The following is a 21984-nucleotide window of genomic DNA, read 5'->3' as shown; positions in this document are numbered from 1 at the left end:
TAAATTCAAAGATATGCCTGATCATAAACCACACATACTCAATGATGACAATACATTCGCACTGAGTATGTGCTGCATACGCTCTTAAATTCAAATCACATATCGAATCATCGCAACCTCATCACAGCAATCAAATTTCGAGCAATGTCTACAATCAATCCATACTTTCTCTGGCAATAAGTCTTTATTTACAAAATCGAAGCCACATTTTTCGAAAAATGCTGTTTCATACGTTAATGAGATGACCCTTTTTACTTTTATCTTTGCCGCCTCATCTATCACATGGTTGACGAGCATACGCCCTATCCCTTTTCCTGCATATGTATGCGAAACTACTAACGAACGTATTTCAGCTAGATCTTCCCCCAACACATGCAAACCAGCAACTCCCAAAATTTCCTCCCCCTCTTTCACAACATACAAACACTGTAAGTACTGGTAAAGAGACAAAAGTGAACGCGGCAGAACAACCCCCTCTTTCGAATATATTTCTATCAAGTTATATATATCTTTTACATCACTTGTAATTGCGTTAGAAATTTGCATGATCTATCTCCTTACATTAAATATTTATAACTCCTAATGTATATTAATTCATAAATTTATATAATAATACACCGACTCCTTAGTCACGTCAATTATTATTCTGAATTTTTTATATAAAAATAAAGACCGATTTCTTTTATGATACCCATTTCAATCTCTCGCTTTTTTATGATACAAATGCACAACAAAAAACCTCCAAAACGGGAGGTCACGTTGAAACTATAAGTGAATTTCACTCTTACTTTTGACTAGAAACAAAAACCACCAACTCCTCTCTCCCCACAAAAAAAGAATAGCCTTATCTCAATTTTTCAATTTGCATGTATACAAAAATATTTTTAAGTATGCTAGTTACTGCCTCGAAAACAAAAGAAGACCTTCTCTCTTTTTCTCCTTTTGTTTTCACATGGCATGGGGCTAAAAAAGGCTCTGACCGTTTCTATGCTCGGCCGGACCCTCTCTTCCCTCAAAAAAGAATGGTTCTAAATCTTATTCTCCCAAATCCCGTATCGGCAATACCGTAGAAGATTTAATCTCCCTTAGCGCTAAACTCGTCTGTATTCGCGTAATCCCAAGCTTATTTAACTTTCTAATAAAACGCTCAAGTTCTTTCCGGTCTCTATTTGCGACCTTTAACAAGTAATCATATTCACCTGTTAAACAATGACACTCCAATACTTCAGGCATAGACTCCAATTCTCGTTCCAATACTTCAAGTTTTTCAGATTGATGAATATTTGTACTCATAAAAATAAAGGATAATAAATCAAATCCAAGCTTTTCTTGATTTAAAATCGCGACTTGTTTATTAATGAAACCTTCCCCTTCTAGCCTTTTTATTCGTGCATGCATCGCAGCCGGTGATAAATTAACACGACGTGCAAGTTCAGCATTACTCACTTGTGACTCCTTTTGTAAAATATCTAAAATTTGTACGTCCAAATCATCTAATACTTTAATAACAGATGACTCCATAAAGATCCCCCTTTTTCTTACCGACGATTCTTCGAAAAAATGCATAACAACACTAGTTAAATCAAATAAAATTTCATAATTATAACCTAAAACAAAATATTTTATCGAATTTTCATCATTATACAAAAGAATATATTAGATAACAAAGAAAAATGCTAAAATTATTTACAATTCATACGATATAAAAATTTTCACATAGCAGCCACTGCTTTGAAAACAAAAAAGGGTCTGCTCTCTTTTTCTCTCTTTGTTTTCTAATTGGCATGGATCCACCGCTTCTATGCATAATCGGATCCTCTTTAAAAAGAAAGGGTTTTGTCGTTTTTATTTACACACTACTAAAAGGAGTCACAAGTTATGCCATATTTTTATGTCTTTTTACTACTGCTCACAAGCTTACTATGGGGAGGAAACTTTGTCGTTGGAAAATCACTTGTAGATCATGCGTCTCCTATGACGCTTACAAGTTTAAGATGGATCATTGCCGTTCTTTGCTTATTACCGATTGTTTGGTTTAAAGAGAAGAAGCTTCTCCCGCCGCGCGCCGCAATTCTGCCCTTACTACTTATGGGCATCACCGGCGTTGTTCTCTTTAACATTTTTCAGTTTTTAGCATTAGAACACACATCCGCAACAAACGTTGGACTTATTTCTACACTAAATGCAATTTCAATCGCATTATTTTCATCTTTATTCTTAAAAGAAAAAATAAATGGACTTCAAATTCTTTCTATGATTCTTTCTTTTTTCGGCGTTCTTCTCGTTCTTTCAAAAGGAAATATCGCGCTTTTATTTTCATTACATTTCAATAGCGGAGATTTATGGATGATTGCGGCGGTTTGTATTTGGGGCATTTATTCTGTTTGTAGTAAATGGGCAACAAAAACGACCTCGCCAATGATGGCCACTTTATATTCTGGAATTTTCGGTGTCATCCTATTACTTCCATTTAACATACCAAGCTTTACTGTTTCCCATATCAATGCTTCATTTATTACTTCACTGCTATACACAGGTTTAATTTCAACTGTAGTTTGTATGGTATTTTGGAATATTGGTGTTCAAAAATTAGGGGCAACCACGTCAGGTATCTTCTTAAATTTCAATCCAATTTTCACCGCTATTTTAGCGTTTTTATTCTTAGGCGAAGAGCTAACGTGGGTACAAATTTTAGGAACTGTCATTGTCGTTACTGGTTGTTATTTATTTTCTCATTTTAAAACAGCGACTGTACAACCGAGTACAAATTTAGCACGTAGTCACTAACAAAAAAATCGTCGATATCATATTATCGACGATTTTTTTATTATTTTTCAGATATAAGTTGAAACTTCTGTCCCGCTCCTACATAAGACAATAATGGCAGATCCTCTTCAATCACGCTCCCAATTACGTTCACCTTTTCGCTCCCAGGTAAATCATTCATTGTAATTTGCATCTCTCCGGCATATCTACCATACAATACGTTATCGATTGTAACCGATCCGACTTTTCTTTCTACTGTATTTATAGGCTGTAAGGCTAATGAGGATTCTTCTCTTGATTCCACAGAACGAATGACATCACGTGCTGGATCGAGCCGGTTCGTGTGTAATCGCTCTACCTTTTCTAACACCTGTTTCTCTTCTACAACTGGCTTATATCGAATCGGAATAATTCCTTCTTTCACGCTAGAAATTTCACTTATACTTTCCACCGCGGCACTTATATCTCCAATTAATACTTTATCAACGAAGCAATCTTGCACAAGTTCCAAATATGCCTCAAGTGGACGTATATATCGATGCTTTTCTAATGTAGGAAGTCCTTCATATAAAGGTCCTCTTTTTTCACCATCCCCCGGAATAAATGCCATTTTTTTTATTCCGCACTCATGCAAAAATTGATTTTGTTTTTGTAAAAATAATTTGGCTAGTCCTGTTTCTGGACGTGGATAAAAATTATGCCATGCTTCTACATGTTCTACTTTCACATTTTCCTCAAGAAGCTCATTCCAGAAAAATTCAGTAATTGTACTCGCATTTAAAGCAATCTTCATCTTATGTGATACATGTGCAATTTGTTTCGGAGCTATCCCATAGTCCATGCGTAAACCAGTAATTCCCCACTCTAATAGTTGTTCCACATTTTCATACGTAAGTCCTAAATGATGTAATGACTTTGGAGAAACATCCACCATCAGTTCCATTTCGTATTTTTTTGCTTGCTTTCCAAGTATTTGTATTAACTCTTTATACGTTCTAGGGTCATCTTCTGGAATATGCAGAGAAGTAAAAATAGAAGAAAATCCGTACTCCCTCACCGTCTCCAACCATTTTTCCTGCTCCTCCATTTGATCTTTTGAAAGATATATAGAAACTCCGATCATCGTAATCTCTCCTTCTATAAAAAAGAGAAAGGAATCCCTTTCTCTCTATATAAATCCAATTTGATTTTCCAACATATCAATTGCGGCTATGAAAACCCAAAAGAGACTTCCACTCATTTTCTCCTTCTGTTTTCACATGGCATGGGGCTAAAAAAGGAACTGACCGCTTCTATCCACCGGCGGATCCTCTCCACCACCTAAAAGGAATGGTTTTATGTTGGTTTTTCAATCCGTATTTATATATTCTCCGCCATTTCTTCTTTAAATCCGGAGAAATACGTAAAGATAAATCCGAAGACATAAGCAATCACAAGACCAAGAAAATATAATAAATATTTATTATCGGCAATTAACGGAATTAATGATAATCCTGATACACCGATTCCGAGTGAAGCCGTTTTCATAACTGCTTGGAATGCACCGCCTACTGCTGCTCCTAAACAAGCGGTAATAAATGGTTTACCCAGTGGTAATGTAACACCGTATAGTAAGGGCTCACCAATTCCTAAGAATCCAACCGGTAGTGCCCCTTTAATTACATTACGAAGACGTTTGTTCTTTGTTTTTACAAAAATCGCAATAGCTGCGCCTACTTGTCCAGCTCCTGCCATTGCTAAAACAGTTAATAAGGGAGTTACATGTGTTTGATTAATAAACTCCATATGAATTGGTGTTAAACCATGATGCAGTCCTACCATAACAAGCGGTAAAAATGTTCCTGCAAGCACTGCTCCTGCAAATGCTCCACCAACATTTAAAATAGCGTTAATACCATTTGTAATTCCGTCAGATAGTAAACCAGCCACTGGCTGAATTGCTAACATCGTTACTAAACTTACAACCAATACGGTAATAAGCGGAGTCACAATAATATCTACTGCATTTGGTACTGCTTTTCGCACTTGTCTTTCCACAACAACCATAAGCCAAGCCGCAAAAATGACAGCGAATAACCCACCGCGCCCCGGCACCATTGCTTCACCAAATATTTTCACATTTGCCATAGCTGGGTTGAAGATTAAAATACCCGCAATCGCGCCGAGAACTGGAGTTCCTCCAAACTCTTTCGCTGTATTCAAGCCTACCAGAATACCAAGGAATGTAAAAATACCACCACCAATTAAAAGTAGCATTTGCAGCCACGTAGCATTTGGATCTGCTCCTGCATTTTTCGCAAAGTTGGCAACACCATTAATAATTCCTGATGCGACAAGACCTGGAATTAATGGAATGAAAATATTACCGATTTTTCGCAATAGATTTTTAACAGGCGTATTATTTTTCTTCTTAATTGCTGCTTTCATGTCTTGACCACGCTCTTCAAGAGGCTGTTCAGTAACCTCACCCATTCGTAATCCCGTTATGACTTCCATTTCCGCGGCTACTTTATTTACAGTTCCTGGCCCAACGACAACTTGCAATGTTTCATCTTCAATTACACCCATAACACCGTCTACTTTTTTCAAAAGTTCCATATTCACTTTACTGTCATCATGAAGTGTTAAACGTAGACGCGTCATACAATGAGCAATACCAAGAATATTTTTTATACCCCCAAGTTGCTCCGTAATTTCATTGGCCATCCTTTGTTCTTTCTTCATTGCAAAATCCCCCTCCCTATTTTTTTACAATGCCTTTTTCACAAATCCTTTCGCATCTGTTAATTTTTCAAGTGCTTCCCCATATTCGCACTGCAGTAATATCATGACAATTGCAGCTTTCACATTACGATTTGCTTTCTCGTAATATGTCTCTGCTTCTTTGTACTCTGCACCTGTCGCTTCCATAATAATTCGCTTAGAGCGCTCAACTAACTTTTCATTTGTTGATTGCACATCAACCATTAAATTTTTATAAACCTTTCCTACGCCAATCATAGAAGCAGTTGAAATCATATTCAGCACTAATTTCTGCGCCGTTCCAGCCTTTAAGCGTGTAGAACCTGTTAACACCTCTGCACCTGTTTCTACTTCTACGCTAATTTTTGCAAATTTACTTATTTCAGCGCCCTTATTACATGAAATGCTAGCTGTACTTGCTCCGGCAGCATTTGCATACTTTAATCCACCTATAACATAAGGTGTTCTGCCACTTGCAGCAATTCCAATGACAGTGTCCTTATCATTTAACCCAATAGCCTTTAAATCCGCTACGGCAAGATCCTCTCGATCTTCAGCACCTTCCACGGCTTTCGTAAACGCTTTCAATCCACCTGCGATAAATCCTTGTACCTTTGTCTCATCTGTTCCGAATGTCGGTGGACATTCAACAGCATCTAAAATTCCTAAACGCCCGCTCGTACCAGCGCCAATATAAATTAATCGTCCGCCATTTTGAAAAGAGGAAATAACACTTTGAACAATTTTTTCAATTTGCTCGATTTCATTTTCGACCGCTACAGCGACTTTACGATCTTCTCGATTCATTGTTTGTAAAATTTCTTTTATGCTCATGTCATCTAAGTTCATCGTATTTTCATTTCGGTGTTCTGTTGATAAATTTTCTAGCATATTCTCACCCTCTTTGAAATTTTATTTCACACCTTCATTATATATAAGTGAAATTTAAAATCAATATTTAAATCCTATTTTATGAAATATAATTTCCTTTTATAACAACTTTGTGTCTATTCATGCAAATTGAACTACCCCACCTACCTCTAAACGAGCTTGAGGTGGGGGATTCTCCTGCTTCTGCTCGGGCAAAAACAGTTCCCCTCGTTCAACAAAGAAGATACAACGATATAGAAGTTCGGTAATGTCCCTAAGACAACCTATCCTATCTCCCGTGGAAAACAAAACAGGTACAACTACTTTTTCTTATATCGAGGCTAGAACACTTTGTCATGCATCCAGTTCCTAGACTTATTATCTGCTCTGGTAATAGGCGTAAAAATCTGGGACAAAGTGTTCTTTTTTATCATGCAAATAGTTTTGCTAGTTTTTTCTTTTCATTTTCAAATAAGTGTAACCGCTCGATTTGTAAAGCTTCTGTCGGCTGATCTACATCGTATAGCTGATAGAACTGATGTGTGCGAATATCCAATCGATTGTTTAATTGATGCCAATGACTCCAGTGGTGCGCTTCTTTCTTTGGAATATAAGATTTCAGAACCCGAGGCACTTTTTCTTTATATCCTAATCCACGACGCCCAATCGTAAAAGCAGCGGATTGATGAATAGAGATACCGAATTTTCGCATGTATTTCATCTTTCCGGAGATTGAAGTATAAGCGGGATTCACTTGAAAGACAGCCACGCCTCTTTTATCTGCACGATTCAGAATGGCACTTGTCATCTTCTCATATGCAAACATACTCTTCATCCGATTCACATGTTTATTTCCATATCGATTCCCTGTTTTCGATTGGGTTGTATCTAACTTCTCGATGACAATCGGCTTGTTATACCGATCCGCTAAGTCCACCAAGCGAATTGCTTCCACTTCGATGATTTTTGTGATTTGTCCTGTAGATTTCCCCATGATAGAAAAACGAAGGGAACCACTTCCTTTGTAATTTCCATCCTTCGTTACATTTGCCCAAGCAAAATGCTCAAGATTACAATCTACACCGATGACACCATCTGATGTGCTGTAATTCGTGTGTGGATTTTCCGGTACATCGACTAAACATTTCACAATATAATAGGAACCATAGTCTTCCACAGACCATGCAATCGGTTTGCCATGTTTTTTCTTATTCTTACACTGTAATTGAGTTGTGATTACTTCTTCAATGGCTTCTTGTCCATATGGGAACGTAACAGCTGGAAACATAAGTGTTTTCCCAGAACTTGTCGTCATCCATAAGTCTTTTGTCTCCGGCACATACTGAAATACAAAATTGCCATGTTTGGCATCTTTCCGACCAGATAGGATTAGTTGTTTATTTCGAGCACGAGAAAATGATGTTTTCCATTTGTCATGGTTACGTACAAACTCGCGGATGGTAAATTGCGAGCGAAACAGTTTTTTGCTTCCAAATACTGCGCTTGAAATATTCGTTTGATCGGATGAAAGTTTTTGCGTTAAACGGGATTGTCTGTGGGTGAGATAACCAATTTTCGCCTGAATTCTTTTGATTTGCACATCTAAGTATTGATGTTCAAACAGATATTCATTTAGCCAAATTAAGGTGTCTTTTTTACGAGATAAGGAGATGAGGTTGTTGTGCTTCGCGAAGCGGGTGTTTTTCGGAAACGTCAGCGTTCCTTTCACACAACTTTGTTTGATTTTGCGAAGATTTGTTAGTTTTGTCCGTTCTTGTTTCAACTTTTTCTTGAGCTTCTTAAACTTCTCTTGCGTTTGTTTCTCATATCGTTTTTGTAACGCCATTAAACCTGTAAACAACGCCTTTGCTTCTTGCGCCGCACTGTTTGCATAATAATCATTCAATTGATATTTCCGCTTGAGAACGAGATGAAGACTATCTGTATGCATCTTACGGTTCCAACGTTTTTCTCGAACCATCGTTTGAAATGCAAATCGTTTCGCCCGATTACATGTTTCAATTGTTTGTGTAACTGCAGCTACCACCCCATGGGGTAAATCTATCTTGTAGATCCGTTTCGAAAAATACGCTTTCTTCACCTGTTCTCACCTCCTTTTATTTGATAAGATTATTATACACCAAAACGAACATATGTTTTATAAAAAAAGAGACGTTTTCTTTAAAAAGAAAAAACCGATTCATCCCCCACCTTCACTTCGTTTAGAGGAGGGGGTCTTCTCGGTTAAAATGATAAAAGAAACAAAATAGCTAGATAATTCATTTGTTTTCCATACTTCAAATGCATGTTATCCGCTCCTTTTTCTACTAAATAGACTATAACTAGGTAGAAAATGTTATTTTAATTCTACTCCAATCTATTACTAAAATCTACTAAAGAAGACACATAAAATGTGTCTTCTTTCTACTTACTTTAATTTTCGCAATCGAATTGCTTCTTGTCTCGTCGTTGTAAATTTATCCAATACTTGGTTTCCTATTCCATTAAAGGTAATCACATACAACGCATCGATGATATTAAGCTGCGTCATTCTTGAAGCAATACTCGCAATACGATGGTCTTGTTCTACATCTGGCATACAAAGACGGATGTGTGATTCTTTATATAATGGAGATGATTGATCGAGCGTTGTAATCGCGATAACTGTTGCCCCTTGCCGCTTGGCATACTGCGCCATCTCTAGCACATCTTTCGTCCGGCCAGAAGTGGAAATGGCGACAAAAATATCCCCTTCTTCTAAATTCGTTACAAGAGGCAACATCATGTGGAAATCAGATAGCATCATCGCCGTAAAGCCTAAACGAGTAAACTTATACGCTCCGTCCATCGCTGGCGCTGCTGATCCACCCACTCCATAAAATAATAGTTTTTTTGCCCCTAAAATGGCATCTGCTGCTTTTTCTAACTCTTTTTTATCAATCGCAGTAATGCTCGCTTCAATCGCGGCCTTATTTACATATGTAACTTTATTAAATAAATCAAACGGTCCATCCTCTGTATTCATCACCGAAAAATCGTTAATATTATAGTCGGCAATTGTTAATTCTCTAACGAGTGCCAACTTAAACGCTTTAAAACTTCCAATTCCAATTGTTTTACAAAAACGAACGACACTCGCTTCACTGGATCCTGCATGATTAGAAACTTCTTTTGTCGTTAAATTAGGAACGATCTCTGCATGATTCATGATATACTCGGCAACCTTTTTTTCAGCTGGTGAAAATTGATTCATATGATTTTCTATTTTAGATAGTAGCGTTGAGGGTTTCACCATTCAACCTCCATTCTTTCCGGTTGCTTTTATTTTTCATATCCTGCGAGTCATAAAGATAAAAGGCATCTTCACCAGGAGGATGAAAACATTTACGGTTCGATCCCCTTTTTGATAGACCGTCCTTTCTCCTTCCGACCACTTCTTTTCCCAGCCCTTTATCCAAATTGCAGCATCAGGCAAAAAGGAAGTATATCTATATCCTTTCGAATCATCTCCTGCAATATAAGAAGAGAAAACAGAAACAGGAAAATCTTTGACTTTTGATTCTTTTCCTAATGTAAATGGTAAGCATATTAAAAGAAGTACAACTATACATATGACTTTTTTCCATGTAATCTTCATTCATTTTTCTCCTTCTAATACTAGATTACACATAAATTTTAACACAATTATTACTTCACCACGCTACACTAGCACTCTTTTTTATGAATATAAAAAAGAGTCTACCCACAAAGGATAAACTCTTCCTCTTTACACAAAATACTTCTTCAATAACGGCGGCGTAATAATCGTCGTAAGGATAACAACAATCACAATCGCAGTGAAATTTTCTTTCGCCAATAAATTCGCTGTGAGTCCATTTGCTGCAATGATAAGCGCTACCTCTCCGCGCGATACCATCCCAGCACCAATACTAATCGAGGATTTCAAATTAAACCCTGTTAACCTTGCACCTAATCCAGATCCGACTAATTTCGTAAGGATAGCAATGATTGTCATGATAACAATAAACCAAATTTGATTCCCAATCCCTTGAAACGTAATCTCCATCCCGATACTTACAAAAAAGACCGGCACAAAAATCGCATACGCAATCGGCTCTATTTTATGTTCCACCTCATGTTTATATGTTGTTTGTGAAATCGCAATCCCTGCAGCAAATGCACCAATGATACCCGCAATCCCCATCTGCTCACTATAGTACGCAAATGAAAAACAAATAATAAGTGCTGCACTAATTAACGCCTCTGACACACGGAGTGGTGCCAACATTTTCATAATCCACGGTACAACTTTCCAGCCAATGAAAACGATACTTGCAAAAAAGATAAGTTTCTTCGCGATAACAAGTGTAATGCTTACATCTTGTGTACCTAAAAAGCTCATTACAAAGGCTAACAAAATGACTACAATAACGTCATCAAACACAGCAGCCCCTAAGATTGTTGTACTTTCTCTTGTATTCATTTTCCCTAAGTCACGTAATGTTTGAACAGAAATACTCACCGATGTTGCGCAGAGTAACAATCCTAGAAAGATGGCATGTGATTGCAACATTCCAAATGCGAGCCCTGCCAAATATCCGCCGAGAAAAGGAAAAATGATACCTCCCATTGCTACTGCGAATGAAGATTTTAAATTACGATTTAATTCTTCTAAATCTGTTTCTAACCCTGCCATAAACATAAGTAATAAAACACCGATCTCACTAAGTTCATCAATCAGTTCAGAACTATTAATAATTCCAAAAACAGCTGGACCAATAATAATTCCAACAATTAATTTACCTAGTACCGATGGCTGGCCGAGCCGAACACTAATATCGCCAGCCAACTTTGTACAAAGTAAAATCACGACAAGTTCAAAATAAAACAGCATAATATCTTCTCCTACTTTATAAAATACATCTAGTTCTGATGATAGTTTTTCCTTACATATACGATTTTATTTGTCACATTTTTATTTGACAAAATATTCTGAATTATAATAAAATTACTACAGCAATTCTATATGTTTTATACTCACACAACTGTACCTCTATTCACTTACATACTCTTTTAAAATGGGCTCATACTATTTTGGCAGTTGTGAAAATTGAAGAATGAGAGGAGAGTCCAAGTGAAGTCTTTATTACGAAAGAAACCACTTACGACTGAATCACCACGACAATTACAAAAAACATTAACCGCATTAGATTTAACCTTTTTAGGCATCGGTGCTGTCATTGGGACAGGCATTTTCGTCTTAACAGGTATTGTTGCGGCCAAACATTCTGGTCCTGGTATTATGTTATCTTTTCTTATTGCCGCATTTACCTGTGCATGTGTTGCCTTTTGTTACGCAGAATTTGCTTCTTCGATCCCTATGTCAGGAAGCGTTTACACCTATGCCTATATGACTGTTGGAGAAGTCGTTGCCTTCATCGTTGGTTGGTGTTTAATGCTAGAGTACTTGTTAGCCGTTGCAGCAGTAGCTGTTGGATGGTCTGGATATTTACAATCCTTACTTTCGGGATTTAATATTCACCTGCCCGCCATCATCGCCTCAGCCCCTGGGATGGGAAAAGGCGGAATCATTGATTTACCCGCTGTATGTATTTTACTTTTAATTACAGCTCTTCTTAGCTTTGGTGTACGAGAAAGTGCTCGCATTAATAATGTTATGGTATTAATTAAATTAGCAGTTATTATCGCCTTTATCGTAGCCGGTGCAAAGTACGTTAAACCGGAAAACTGGACACCATTTTTACCATTTGGATATGATGGGATTATTACAGGTGCAGCAACTGTATTCTTTGCTTTCTTAGGGTTTGATGCAATCGCAACAGCCGCGGAGGAAACGAAGAAACCACAGCGCGATTTACCAATCGGAATCATCGGTTCCCTTCTCATTTGTACGGCACTCTATATGATTGTATCCTTTGTGTTAACAGGAATGGTACCTTACACACAACTAGATGTTTCTGATCCAGTTGCTTTTGCACTTCATTTCGTTGGTGAAGATACAGTCGCTGGCTTATTAGCCGTCGGAGCAATGACAGGAATGACGACTGTTCTTTTAGTTGTTATGTACGGACAAGTTCGCGTTTCTTATGCAATGAGCCGTGACGGTCTACTTCCAAAAGCGTTATCTCGCGTCAATCAAAGGGTAAAAATCCCTTTATTAAACACATGGATTACGGGAATCGCAGCAGCTTTATTAGCAGGATTACTAGACTTACATCTACTTGCAAACTTAGTGAACATCGGTACATTAACAGCCTTTGTATTTGTTTGCTGCGCTGTACTTATCTTACGTAAAACACATCCAAATTTAAAAAGGGGCTTCCGTGCTCCATTCGTCCCTATATTACCAATCGTTGCAATTTGTTGTTGTCTCTATTTAATGATTAACCTTTCTGCAACAACTTGGAAAAGCTTTGCGGTTTGGCTAATCATTGGTCTATGTGTATATTTCTTTTACTCTAGACGCAATAGCCACTTACTGACTGAAAAAAATAATGATGAACAAAAAGAATCATGAAAAAACAGCTCGCTATATTAGCGAGCTGTTTTACGTTCGAGTTTGTTTCTCCGTTAACGTTTGGAGAATGAGAAATACACCGATGCAAGATTGACCAAGTCCAGCCACCTTTATTATTTGGTTTCCTTCTTCTTCTTTCTCCATACAGCTAGACTATCAAAGAAAAAGTTAATAAATAGCGTGCCAAGTCCCGCTAATAAAAAGGTCATTAAAAATAGAATCCATATGCTTTTGTCTTTCAAAAAATAATATCCAACAAGGAGCACAACTGCAATCCATACGTATTCAAGAATTCTTTTTAGCTTTTTCTCTTCCACAAAATTCGCCCCTTTATGTTTCATCTACTTTTATTTTAACATGAAATAATATATCGGCGAAATCACTATATATAGGCGATTATTTCAATATATCGACACGAATTCTTACTACAAAAAGAAGCTTGCCCAAGGCAAGCTTCTCCCTATCCTTACTTATTGATACTCTTTTCAACAAGTTGCATCGCATATTCTAATGTACGATTCATTGTTTCTACATACTGATCTTTCACTTTGTTATCTTTTACTACAGCTTCTGCTACTTTAATTTTTTTCTCTAATGCTTTAACCGGCCCATCTTCTCCTGCTTGAACTTTCGCTAACAAAGCTTTTGCTTCATCAATTGTTTTTTGTAATTTTTCTTTTGGTGTTTCTTGCTCTGTTACTTTTGATTGTAAAAATGCTTGATGCGCTGTTTTTAAACTATGGTATGTTTGAACTGTTTGTTCTCCTGTAGTTGCCATATTTTCAAATGCTGCTTTTGCTCCGTTATAGCTCTTTTGTAATTCTGTAAATGCAACTTGCGAATATTGACCTGGCTTTTCACCAAATTCATATGAACCTGCTAATGTTTCTTTCGCTTTACCGATTTCTTCATATAAAGCGTTTAGCTCTTCTAATTTTGTACGATTTGAAAATTCGTTATATGCCGCTAATACTTCAGATGAAGTAAGTGCTTTACTATATAATTTCGCAAGTGCTACTTGTCCATTCAGTGGAACTCCACCGTTACCGTTACTTGTTGGATCTGCCCCAATCGCAAATGGTACATTCGGATGATACACTTTACCTGTCACTGGCTGACTATTTACTTTTTTTCCATCTACATAAATTGCTAATTCATTCCCGTTATATGTTCCTGTTAGATGATATGTTTTATTTGCTTCTAATTGTGTACCTATACGTTTATAGCTACCACCAATATGAGCCCATAACTCCACATATCCATCTCCAGTAGATTCGAATCCAATTCCGCCGCTCTCTGTATTTTCCATAATAGCTTGACCGCGAATTTCATTCATAGAAAATGCTGCTTCTAATGTAAATGTATCCACTACTTTTGCTTTTTGTGCTGCAGAGAATGGAATATAACCAAATGTATTTGCCCCGCCATTTAATTTCATTACATGTTTTTTCAATGCTTTATCATATTCAATTGATACATTTCCTTTTACATCACCTTTACTTTCAAATGGTGAATTGTCTTTAAACGTACCATCTAAGAAATTAACATCAAACACATCCGCTTTTGGTACTTTTACATTTGGATCAATAATTTCTTTTTTCGTTGTTACTTCTGCTTGTAATGGCTGTTCGCTTTCGTTACCAAATGAGTCAATAGCGACTGCTTCTAGCGTATATGTTTTTCCACTATCTAGCCCAGCTAATGTAAACGTAAGTTCTTTCGGCACTGGATCACGATAAAATTCTGAGAATGCTAACAGCTTATTTTTGATTTCTCCTGTTTCTTTATCTCGTGCTTGTAGGCGATAAGAATGAACAAGTAAATTATCTTTCGCTTGTGGGAAAGTCGCTGTTACTGAGCTCTCAGTTACATTTGAAACCTTTAACTTTGTATTTTTCTCGAAAGATGGTTTTTCTTTATCTCGGTTTTCCACATGTTTAAACGATTCTTTTTTAGCTGGCAACTGAATCTTCCATGGTTCACCTGTCCAAGAATTTGTATGGAAATCACGACGGTTAATTGTTACTTCTTTATCATCGACTTCTACTAATAAACCTTGGCTTAATTCGCTTGCACCTGGCGGAATATTCCCTTGCACTTTCCCGCCCTCTACTTCCATATAACTTACTGAAGATGTTCCAACAGATGTAAAGTCTTTTTGATGAATCGATCTTGGATCATCTAATGGATAATGCGAATGACCAGAGAATGTAATGGCTTGTGGGTAATCTTTTAATACTTCATTAATTTTGGCACTATCCTTCGTTCCCCACTCATGACTACCATACACAGTTTCTTTAATGTGCTGATGTAAGAATACGAAAATTGGTTTTTCTGGATCATCAGCTTCTGCCTTTGCAATTTCTTCTTTCAACCAATTAATTTGCTTATCAGAATAATATCCATGTGTCGTCCCATCTTCTGGTGACATAACAAGGAAGTGGTATCCTTTCACTACCTTATGATAATAAATAGATTCCATGCCTGTCTTTTCTAAGAAACGTTTTTGTGCACCTTCTACTGATAAACCATTCCAGTAATCATGATTTCCAAGTGAATTCATTCTCACTGCATCTTTATTGGCATATTGATTATACACTTGCATAAAACGATCATATTGCTGATTCGAACCTGAATCTGTAAAATCACCAACGATAACAAATGCATCTTGCTTTGGTGCAAGTGTATTAAACTGTTCAATCGCTCTCTTCCAACGAAACGTATCATCCGTTCCACTATTTTTAATATGTACGTCACTTACAACCGGAAAGACAAGTTTTTTCTCCTCCGGCTTTCTCTCTTCTTTCTGCTCTTCTGCTTGTACAGAAGTGTTCCACGGAAATGATACAAATGCTAAAATAAAAACTGCTAATAAACCTATAAGACCTCTTACTTTCTGAAACATGTTCCTGCTCACGTAAATCCTCCTCGTATGTTTGATTTTCGTACAAGGATTATTGTAGCTAACACATATTAATCTCGTTTAAATGAACCATGAAATATATTACATCTTTGTAAAGGTACAGTGAGTTTCATGTAAAGTTCCACATCATCTTTTCCAACGCAAAAACGCCTTTATAGGCGTTTTCACATCGACTCCACTTTATTTTTCTTTTTCACAAACTTGAAAATGAATATTCCTACTACAATTAAACAAACAACTCCTAATATCGGTAACGTATATTGTTCGACAATTGCACCTGCCTTTTTCCAATGAGGCCCTAGCTTCAATCCGATATATACATATAGCGCCGTGAGCGGTAACATCGCCACAAATGTGTATATGCTAAATTGCCAAATATTCATTTTCGCCATTCCACACGGAACTGAAATAAGTGTACGAACCCCTGGAATAAAGCGTCCAAGAAACGCCACTGCTGGTCCATATTTTTCAAAGAAGTCATCAGCTTTTTGAATCTGTTCTTCTTTTATAAAAAAGTATTTTCCATATTTCAATAATAATGGACGCCCTCCATAATAACCGAGTGCATATAAAGTCAATGGCCCCGTTGTCCCTCCGATTGTCCCAGCTAATACCGCAAGCCAAAAGTTCATATCTCCCTCATATACCCAATAGCCAACAAGGGGTAAAACGATTTCTGCTGGGATAAACTCGAATGTTAATGCTAGAATGACACCGAAATAAGAAAACTGCTTTAAATAATCAATTACATCTAAAATAAACTGCTCCATTTGTTCACTCCTATCCCTTATTTAAATTATATTTTTCTTGTAAGTGCTTCGGTGCCATTTTCACAATTCGCTGCAAAATGAATAGAACAACAGCAACATCATCTAATACCCCAAAAAACATTAGAAAATCAGGGATAAGATCAAACGGAAATACAACATATCCGATTAAAAAAACAATAGACAGTACTTTTTTTTGCATAGCGACTTCTTTCGACGTAAAAAAGTCATATAGGAATGGACCAAATCGACGAAAATGCAGCATCAATCGAAATCGACTTATAAACTTTTTCACTTTTTATCTCTCCTTTTTTCTGCATACAAAAAGGACCTTTACCAAATATAGTAAAGGTCCTAAAAAAGACAATAAGGGGCCTTTACCATTGCTGGTAAAGGTCTCACTAACAACAAAACTGTTGCCAATAAAGCCGAGGGTTTCTCCCTGTAATGACGACTTTATTGTGACAAGTTACTCCCCTTTGTATACGCAATCTTATAAAATCACCTTAAAATATTTGATAGAACTTGTCAATCCTTTTCTATTGTTGAAGTGGCTTATACATACTTGCTATCGCTTGTATTTCAGAAACCGGTGCTGGCGATAGCTGATAATATCCTTTCTTCACCATATACTGCCAAACATCATAAGCATGGCGGCTGCTATTTAAAAAGGCATTTTCTAAAAAAGTTCTTAAGCCGGGTTTCCACACTCTAATAGGGAGCCAGCATAGTTTAATGCAGAAGACTTTTGATTGAGTAAATATCCAGTTGCAATCGCTCGATCAGTAGGCGCTTGTCCAGTGACACTTGGTGTAACGGGTACATACTTTTGTGAAGGCGCCTCTGTATAAGAAGCTAATATTGGCTTTAATATAGACTGCTGAAACTTTGAAATATTTGGAGCCAATTCACTTTGTATAAATTCTATCTTCAAATTATAATCTTGCACATGAAGAGGCAGATGTTCCTGCAACATTTGTTTTAACTCTGGGTCCTGTGCTTGCTGTATATATGTAGACATTGTATTAATCGTATTATAAGCATCCAGCTATTAGTTCACTTAAATCTCGTAATTCATGTGTCGCTAATTGCATGTATAATTCCTCCTTTCTAATCGTCTGTTTAGCTTCTCCTAAAACATAAAAAATAAAAGAGTGTATACAAGTTTTCTCAACACCTCATAATATACCTATTCATCTTCTTTTCATTAAAGGAGGAAATTAGTATGCATACAGTATGGAAAGGCACTCTTTCACTCGGATTATTAAACATTGGGATTAAGCTATATAGCGCTATAGAAGAAAAAGATATTAAGTTTTTAAGTCTTCATAGAGAATGTCTAACGCCTATTAAATATAAAAAGATTGCTCCTGATTGTACGGATAATGAAGTGAATGATGACGAAATTGTAAAAGCTTATGAATACGCCCCTCATAAATATATTCTTATTGAGGACAAAGAATTAGTCGAATTACAAAAAGCATATGAACCACGGATCATTCGCATTTCTTCCTTTGTTCAAAATGATGAGATAGATTCTATTCTCTTCGAACGCTCCTATTTTATAGGCCCTACTCCCGGTAACGAAAAACCGTATTTATTATTAAAAGAATCACTAGAACGAACAAATAAGCTTGGTCTCATTCATATTTCTATCCGTAAAAAACAACATTTAGCTATTATCCGTAGTTTTCAAGATGGACTTATTTTACAAACCATTCATTACCCTAATGAAATTCGAAATATAAAGCATACGCCGAATCTTCCTAGCACCGAAGAACATCCAATACAAAAACAAGAATTAACTACCGCAATGAATTTAATTCACCATCTTACACATCCATTTAAACCTGAAGAATATACAGATGAATATAGAGAAGCTCTTGCTGATCTTATAGAAGAAAAAATTGAGCACCAGGAAAAAAATGAACCTATATCTTCTAGCACCAACATCATAAATATTATGGAAACATTAAATGCTAGCATTGAACAAATAGAACGACAAAAAGAAAAGAAAAAAGAAGAAATAAACAAACAAAAAGCCACATGATTGTGGCTTTTTATCCGCTCTTAAAGCGGATTACACTTTGGCATTTCTAATCCAGAAGCTTGTGCTAATTTCAATAAATAATAACATTCTTCCCTTGCCATATGATCTGCCATTCTTGCAGAGATGATGGTTAATATTTGATCAGATAGTTCTAATTCCTCTAGTTCGTGAAGAAAGCGTGAAAATAGTGTTAGTTCTAATGAAACATCTTTTGTAAATTTCTTCAGAGCTGGAAAAGAGTGCAGTTCCGTTCGTAAGTAACCCGTCATTTCCACAGCTTTCAAGTAAAATTGTTCAAAGTGCTTTTCATATTCCTCACACTTCTCTTTCAGTCGTTTTTCGACAAGATCTAGTCCACCTGAAATAGAACCTGCATGCCCTGCTGCATCCGTTAGCCAAACAAGATGATAATGTAACTCATGGAAAATAGGTGGCACTTCCCCTTTCATTAAATACTCTAACACCGTTATATACTCTTCCACTTCGTTCACCATATGGTTAAGAAAAGTTGGTGTAAAATGAATTTTAATTTTTCCTTCTAGCTGCTTTCTTATAATACTTAACTTAAATTTTCTAATTCCCTCTGCGGCTTCATGTGCATCTTTCGCAAATGTAATCAAATTTACTGTATCAATATTATTGAGAAATCTATCAAATATTTGAACAAAATACATCGCTTTTTGAATATCTTCTTTTTCACTTGGAGCTAAAGCATCTAAAAGAAACTGGGCATGATCCCCAAGAACCCTGAGCCAAAATTTATGTTCAAACAATGCGCTTTCTTGATATGTGCTATTCATCCGATTAACTCCCCCTTATATAGTCTCAACTACTCTCTCGCCTCAATTAGAATTCTATACTGGTCAGGATCATGCACAACAATACCCCTTTTCTCCGTTTTATAGCCCTTTAATTCTTTAAATGACACATGATAGAATTCTAATTTTTTTCGTATTTTTTCTATCTCACAAAATGAAAAATTTAAGTTTATATAAGAAGATAATGCCCCACTGACACCCTTACATTTGTCCCGATTTAAAACGAAGCAAATTCTCGTTGATCCAACATCATACCAAACACCAGGCACATGTAATTGTGGTCGATGTTTGCTCGGCTTAATTCCTAAAATCCCTTCATAAAAGTATAATGTGTCCTTTAAATTCCTTACTTCTAATACAAGGCTATTTGTAATCGTCTCCACATATATTTCCTCCTTGACCCTACTAGTTTTTCTATATGAGTCATAAATGACAATTATGTCTGAATACAATACGTAGTGATGAATGTTTCACTTGTAAAGGAGGCTTATGTTATGGACAAATTTATGAGATCCTACACACCTTACCATGGCCCAAATGATCCTTGTCCGCCGATTGGAAAGAAATTCTATTCAACTCCTCCTCACTTATTTATGGGATTCCAACCACCAAACTTGCCTCAATTTCCGCCTAACGAAGCATTAAGAAAAGGCACTTTATGGCCTGCTTTTTATGATTTTTATGAAAACCCCTATAAGAAAGGAAGGTGAGGAAATCCGTGGCTCAAACATTGCCAGATGAATATTATAAGTGGCTAGAAGAATTGCAAGAACTCGATTTTGTATTAGTCGAACTCACGCTTTATTTAGATACTCATCCAGATGATGTTGCAGCTATCAATCAATTTAATGATTTTTCCTATAAAAGAAGATTGCAAAAGCAAAAAATCGAAGAAAAATATGGTCCACTCCAGCAGTTTGGAAATAGTTACTCTAAGGCTCCGTGGGAATGGAGCAAAGGCCCTTGGCCATGGCAAATATAAAGTAAAACTTGAATCAGTGGGGCTGCATCCCTAGCTAATAATCAACCCCCACCTAACTTCTTTACTTTTTTAAGTCGGAGTATGACTACCCGCAAATAACGGGATAAAGGAGATAAAATATGTGGATCTATGAAAAAAAATTGCAGTATCCTGTGAAAGTAAGTACTTGTAATCCAGCACTTGCTAAATTATTAATAGAGCAGTATGGTGGGGCAGATGGCGAATTGGCCGCGGCTCTCCGCTATTTAAACCAGCGCTACACCATTCCTGATAAAGTAGTCGGTTTATTAACAGATATCGGTACAGAAGAATTTGCACATCTTGAGATGATTGCCACAATGGTGTATAAATTAACAAAAGATGCAACACCTGAACAAATGAAAGCAGCTGGACTAGATGCTCATTACGCCAATCACGATAGTGCACTATTTTATCACAATGCAGGCGGTGTTCCATTTACAGCCACATACATACAAGCAAAAGGTGATCCAATTGCAGATTTATATGAAGACATTGCTGCTGAAGAAAAAGCAAGAGCAACTTACCAGTGGTTAATTGATCTATCAGATGATCCTGATATAAATGATAGTCTACGCTTTTTACGCGAGCGTGAAATCGTTCATTCCCAACGCTTCCGAGAAGCTGTTGAAATTTTAAAAGAAGAACGCGATCGAAAAATATACTTTTAACTATTTCGTGCACATACCGAAACGGTATGTGCACGTTTCATACTAATATTTTTGAATAAAAAGGCTCCCTCCTTTACTCCACTCCGCATAACATACTTCTTTCAATTCTGTTCTCTGCTTCTTTAGCTCTTTACGCAACCATACTTCCTGTAATCCAAACTTTTTTAAATTGTATGTAATAAACTCCCCATCGCTAATAAGAACAACCGGCAATACATTTTCCTTTCCCTTTATTTTCAAATCTTTTCTTGTTGGTATATCTACATCATATTTTCTCATCACGCTTATCGACCCATCATTTTCTAAAATTGCAAATTCTACATCTTGCAGAGAAAATATATCCTTTGCACGAAGCAAATGCTGAAGCTGATCAACATCTAAACGGTTTTTCTTCATTTCGTTCCAATCTAGCTTTCCATTTGCAATTAAAATAGCTGGTTTTCCTTCAAGAAATAAACGTGCTTTTCTCCATTTTTGGGTGATAATTTCTGTAATGAGTATAAAAGCTCCCCACACAATAACTACAAAAACCATCCTTCCTATATGAGCCTCTTTATTATAAACAGCATTCCCTAAAAAATTTCCTAAAACGAGTGCTGAAATAAAATCAAATGGTGTAATTTGATTCATTTGTGTTTTCCCCAGGATTTTAACGACTAAAAACAACATAGCATATCCAAAGAGCAGTTCAATAAAAATTTCTACATAATCCATACTATTTCACCTTTCTCTACTTCACACATTTTTATCTCGCTATCCACAGTCAGTAAGACCTTCACCTCATGATTTAAGAAAAGGATTCTTTACTTTCTCAATCCAAAACACCTTTACTTGTAGTA

The 21984-nt window shown here is 36.5% G+C and carries 21 protein-coding genes and 2 pseudogenes; 6 read left to right on the top strand and 17 right to left on the bottom strand.

Annotated features, from left to right (window positions below; genetic code table 11):
* Positions 1-90: 90 nt before the first annotated feature.
* Positions 91-546, bottom strand: coding sequence for an N-acetyltransferase (locus AC1M36_RS10775; RefSeq protein ID WP_336450727.1), 456 nt, complete (start codon positions 544-546; stop codon positions 91-93).
* 489 nt (positions 547-1035) lie between these two features.
* Positions 1036-1521 carry an Lrp/AsnC family transcriptional regulator gene (locus AC1M36_RS10770; protein WP_336450726.1) on the bottom strand — a complete coding sequence of 162 codons (486 nt, stop codon included), beginning with the start codon at positions 1519-1521 and terminating at the stop codon, positions 1036-1038.
* Between the two features lie 357 nt (positions 1522-1878).
* Here AC1M36_RS10770 and AC1M36_RS10765 point away from each other — a divergent pair, with 357 nt between their 5' ends.
* Positions 1879-2787, top strand: a complete 909-nt coding sequence (locus tag AC1M36_RS10765; RefSeq protein ID WP_479845847.1) for a DMT family transporter — start codon at positions 1879-1881, stop codon at positions 2785-2787.
* A 40-nt stretch (positions 2788-2827) separates the two neighbouring features.
* Here AC1M36_RS10765 and AC1M36_RS10760 read toward each other — a convergent pair whose 3' ends face one another.
* The 7 genes and pseudogenes from AC1M36_RS10760 to AC1M36_RS10730 form a co-directional block, all read right to left on the bottom strand.
* Complete coding sequence (locus AC1M36_RS10760; protein ID WP_479845846.1) at positions 2828-3889, bottom strand: DUF871 domain-containing protein; 1062 nt, start codon at positions 3887-3889, stop codon at positions 2828-2830.
* 236 nt (positions 3890-4125) lie between these two features.
* Positions 4126-5490, bottom strand: coding sequence for a PTS transporter subunit EIIC (locus tag AC1M36_RS10755; RefSeq protein WP_479845845.1), 1365 nt, complete (start codon positions 5488-5490; stop codon positions 4126-4128).
* A gap of 24 nt (positions 5491-5514) precedes the next feature.
* Positions 5515-6399 (bottom strand): N-acetylmuramic acid 6-phosphate etherase, encoded by an 885-nt coding sequence (gene murQ / locus AC1M36_RS10750; protein WP_336450722.1) that lies wholly within the window; start codon positions 6397-6399, stop codon positions 5515-5517.
* A 409-nt stretch (positions 6400-6808) separates the two neighbouring features.
* The gene (locus tag AC1M36_RS10745; RefSeq protein ID WP_431613026.1) at positions 6809-8479 is read right to left on the bottom strand and encodes an IS200/IS605 family accessory protein TnpB-related protein; all 1671 of its coding nucleotides are present in this window, start codon (positions 8477-8479) and stop codon (positions 6809-6811) included.
* 327 nt (positions 8480-8806) lie between these two features.
* Positions 8807-9670 carry a MurR/RpiR family transcriptional regulator gene (locus AC1M36_RS10740; RefSeq protein ID WP_479845844.1) on the bottom strand — a complete coding sequence of 288 codons (864 nt, stop codon included), beginning with the start codon at positions 9668-9670 and terminating at the stop codon, positions 8807-8809.
* Positions 9645-10015 (bottom strand): annotated as a pseudogene (locus AC1M36_RS10735) (outer surface protein). The gene AC1M36_RS10740 and the pseudogene AC1M36_RS10735 overlap by 26 nt, the downstream one beginning before the upstream one ends.
* Positions 10016-10144: 129 nt before the next feature.
* Positions 10145-11272 carry a cation:proton antiporter gene (locus AC1M36_RS10730; RefSeq protein ID WP_336450718.1) on the bottom strand — a complete coding sequence of 376 codons (1128 nt, stop codon included), beginning with the start codon at positions 11270-11272 and terminating at the stop codon, positions 10145-10147.
* A gap of 240 nt (positions 11273-11512) precedes the next feature.
* Here AC1M36_RS10730 and bcaP point away from each other — a divergent pair, with 240 nt between their 5' ends.
* A complete protein-coding gene (gene bcaP / locus AC1M36_RS10725; RefSeq protein WP_336450717.1) occupies positions 11513-12916 on the top strand; it encodes a branched-chain amino acid transporter BcaP in 1404 nt (467 codons plus the stop codon).
* Between the two features lie 113 nt (positions 12917-13029).
* Here bcaP and AC1M36_RS10720 read toward each other — a convergent pair whose 3' ends face one another.
* From AC1M36_RS10720 to AC1M36_RS10700, 5 genes and pseudogenes are all read right to left on the bottom strand, one after another.
* Positions 13030-13233 carry a hypothetical protein gene (locus AC1M36_RS10720; RefSeq protein ID WP_336450716.1) on the bottom strand — a complete coding sequence of 68 codons (204 nt, stop codon included), beginning with the start codon at positions 13231-13233 and terminating at the stop codon, positions 13030-13032.
* A 149-nt stretch (positions 13234-13382) separates the two neighbouring features.
* The gene (locus tag AC1M36_RS10715; protein ID WP_336451010.1) at positions 13383-15821 is read right to left on the bottom strand and encodes an FN3 and LamG domain-containing metallophosphoesterase family protein; all 2439 of its coding nucleotides are present in this window, start codon (positions 15819-15821) and stop codon (positions 13383-13385) included.
* Between the two features lie 182 nt (positions 15822-16003).
* Entirely contained in the window at positions 16004-16609 is a 606-nt protein-coding gene (locus tag AC1M36_RS10710) for a DedA family protein (protein ID WP_336450715.1), read from the bottom strand.
* A gap of 10 nt (positions 16610-16619) precedes the next feature.
* Positions 16620-16901: a YkvA family protein gene (locus AC1M36_RS10705; RefSeq protein WP_336450714.1), complete on the bottom strand. Its 282-nt coding sequence runs from the start codon at positions 16899-16901 to the stop codon at positions 16620-16622.
* A gap of 244 nt (positions 16902-17145) precedes the next feature.
* Positions 17146-17700, bottom strand: a pseudogene (locus AC1M36_RS10700) (spore coat protein).
* A 131-nt stretch (positions 17701-17831) separates the two neighbouring features.
* On the opposite strand from AC1M36_RS10700, the gene ku reads away from it, so the two are divergent.
* On the top strand, positions 17832-18656 hold the full coding sequence (gene ku / locus AC1M36_RS10695; RefSeq protein WP_336450713.1) for a non-homologous end joining protein Ku: 825 nt from the start codon (positions 17832-17834) through the stop codon (positions 18654-18656).
* Positions 18657-18676: 20 nt separating this feature from the next.
* Here ku and AC1M36_RS10690 read toward each other — a convergent pair whose 3' ends face one another.
* Both AC1M36_RS10690 and AC1M36_RS10685 read right to left on the bottom strand, forming a co-directional pair.
* Entirely contained in the window at positions 18677-19456 is a 780-nt protein-coding gene (locus AC1M36_RS10690; RefSeq protein WP_336450712.1) for a DUF2935 domain-containing protein, read from the bottom strand.
* Between the two features lie 29 nt (positions 19457-19485).
* The gene (locus AC1M36_RS10685) at positions 19486-19857 is read right to left on the bottom strand and encodes a VOC family protein (protein ID WP_431613023.1); all 372 of its coding nucleotides are present in this window, start codon (positions 19855-19857) and stop codon (positions 19486-19488) included.
* A gap of 111 nt (positions 19858-19968) precedes the next feature.
* On the opposite strand from AC1M36_RS10685, the gene AC1M36_RS10680 reads away from it, so the two are divergent.
* The 3 genes from AC1M36_RS10680 (at position 19969) to cotJC (ending at position 21145) form a co-directional block, all read left to right on the top strand.
* On the top strand, positions 19969-20184 hold the full coding sequence (locus AC1M36_RS10680) for a spore coat associated protein CotJA (protein ID WP_336450710.1): 216 nt from the start codon (positions 19969-19971) through the stop codon (positions 20182-20184).
* An 8-nt stretch (positions 20185-20192) separates the two neighbouring features.
* On the top strand, positions 20193-20456 hold the full coding sequence (locus AC1M36_RS10675; protein ID WP_336450709.1) for a spore coat protein CotJB: 264 nt from the start codon (positions 20193-20195) through the stop codon (positions 20454-20456).
* Between the two features lie 119 nt (positions 20457-20575).
* Positions 20576-21145 carry a spore coat protein CotJC gene (gene cotJC / locus AC1M36_RS10670; RefSeq protein WP_017153162.1) on the top strand — a complete coding sequence of 190 codons (570 nt, stop codon included), beginning with the start codon at positions 20576-20578 and terminating at the stop codon, positions 21143-21145.
* Between the two features lie 42 nt (positions 21146-21187).
* Here the strand turns inward: cotJC and AC1M36_RS10665 are convergent, their stop codons facing one another.
* Complete coding sequence (locus tag AC1M36_RS10665) at positions 21188-21859, bottom strand: DUF421 domain-containing protein (RefSeq protein WP_336450708.1); 672 nt, start codon at positions 21857-21859, stop codon at positions 21188-21190.
* Positions 21860-21984: the final 125 nt, after the last annotated feature.

The organism is Bacillus sp. Medicinal_06, assembly GCF_056711665.1.
The sequence above is the reverse complement of the archived record's forward strand: the minus strand, read 5'-3'. Positions and strand labels throughout refer to the sequence as shown.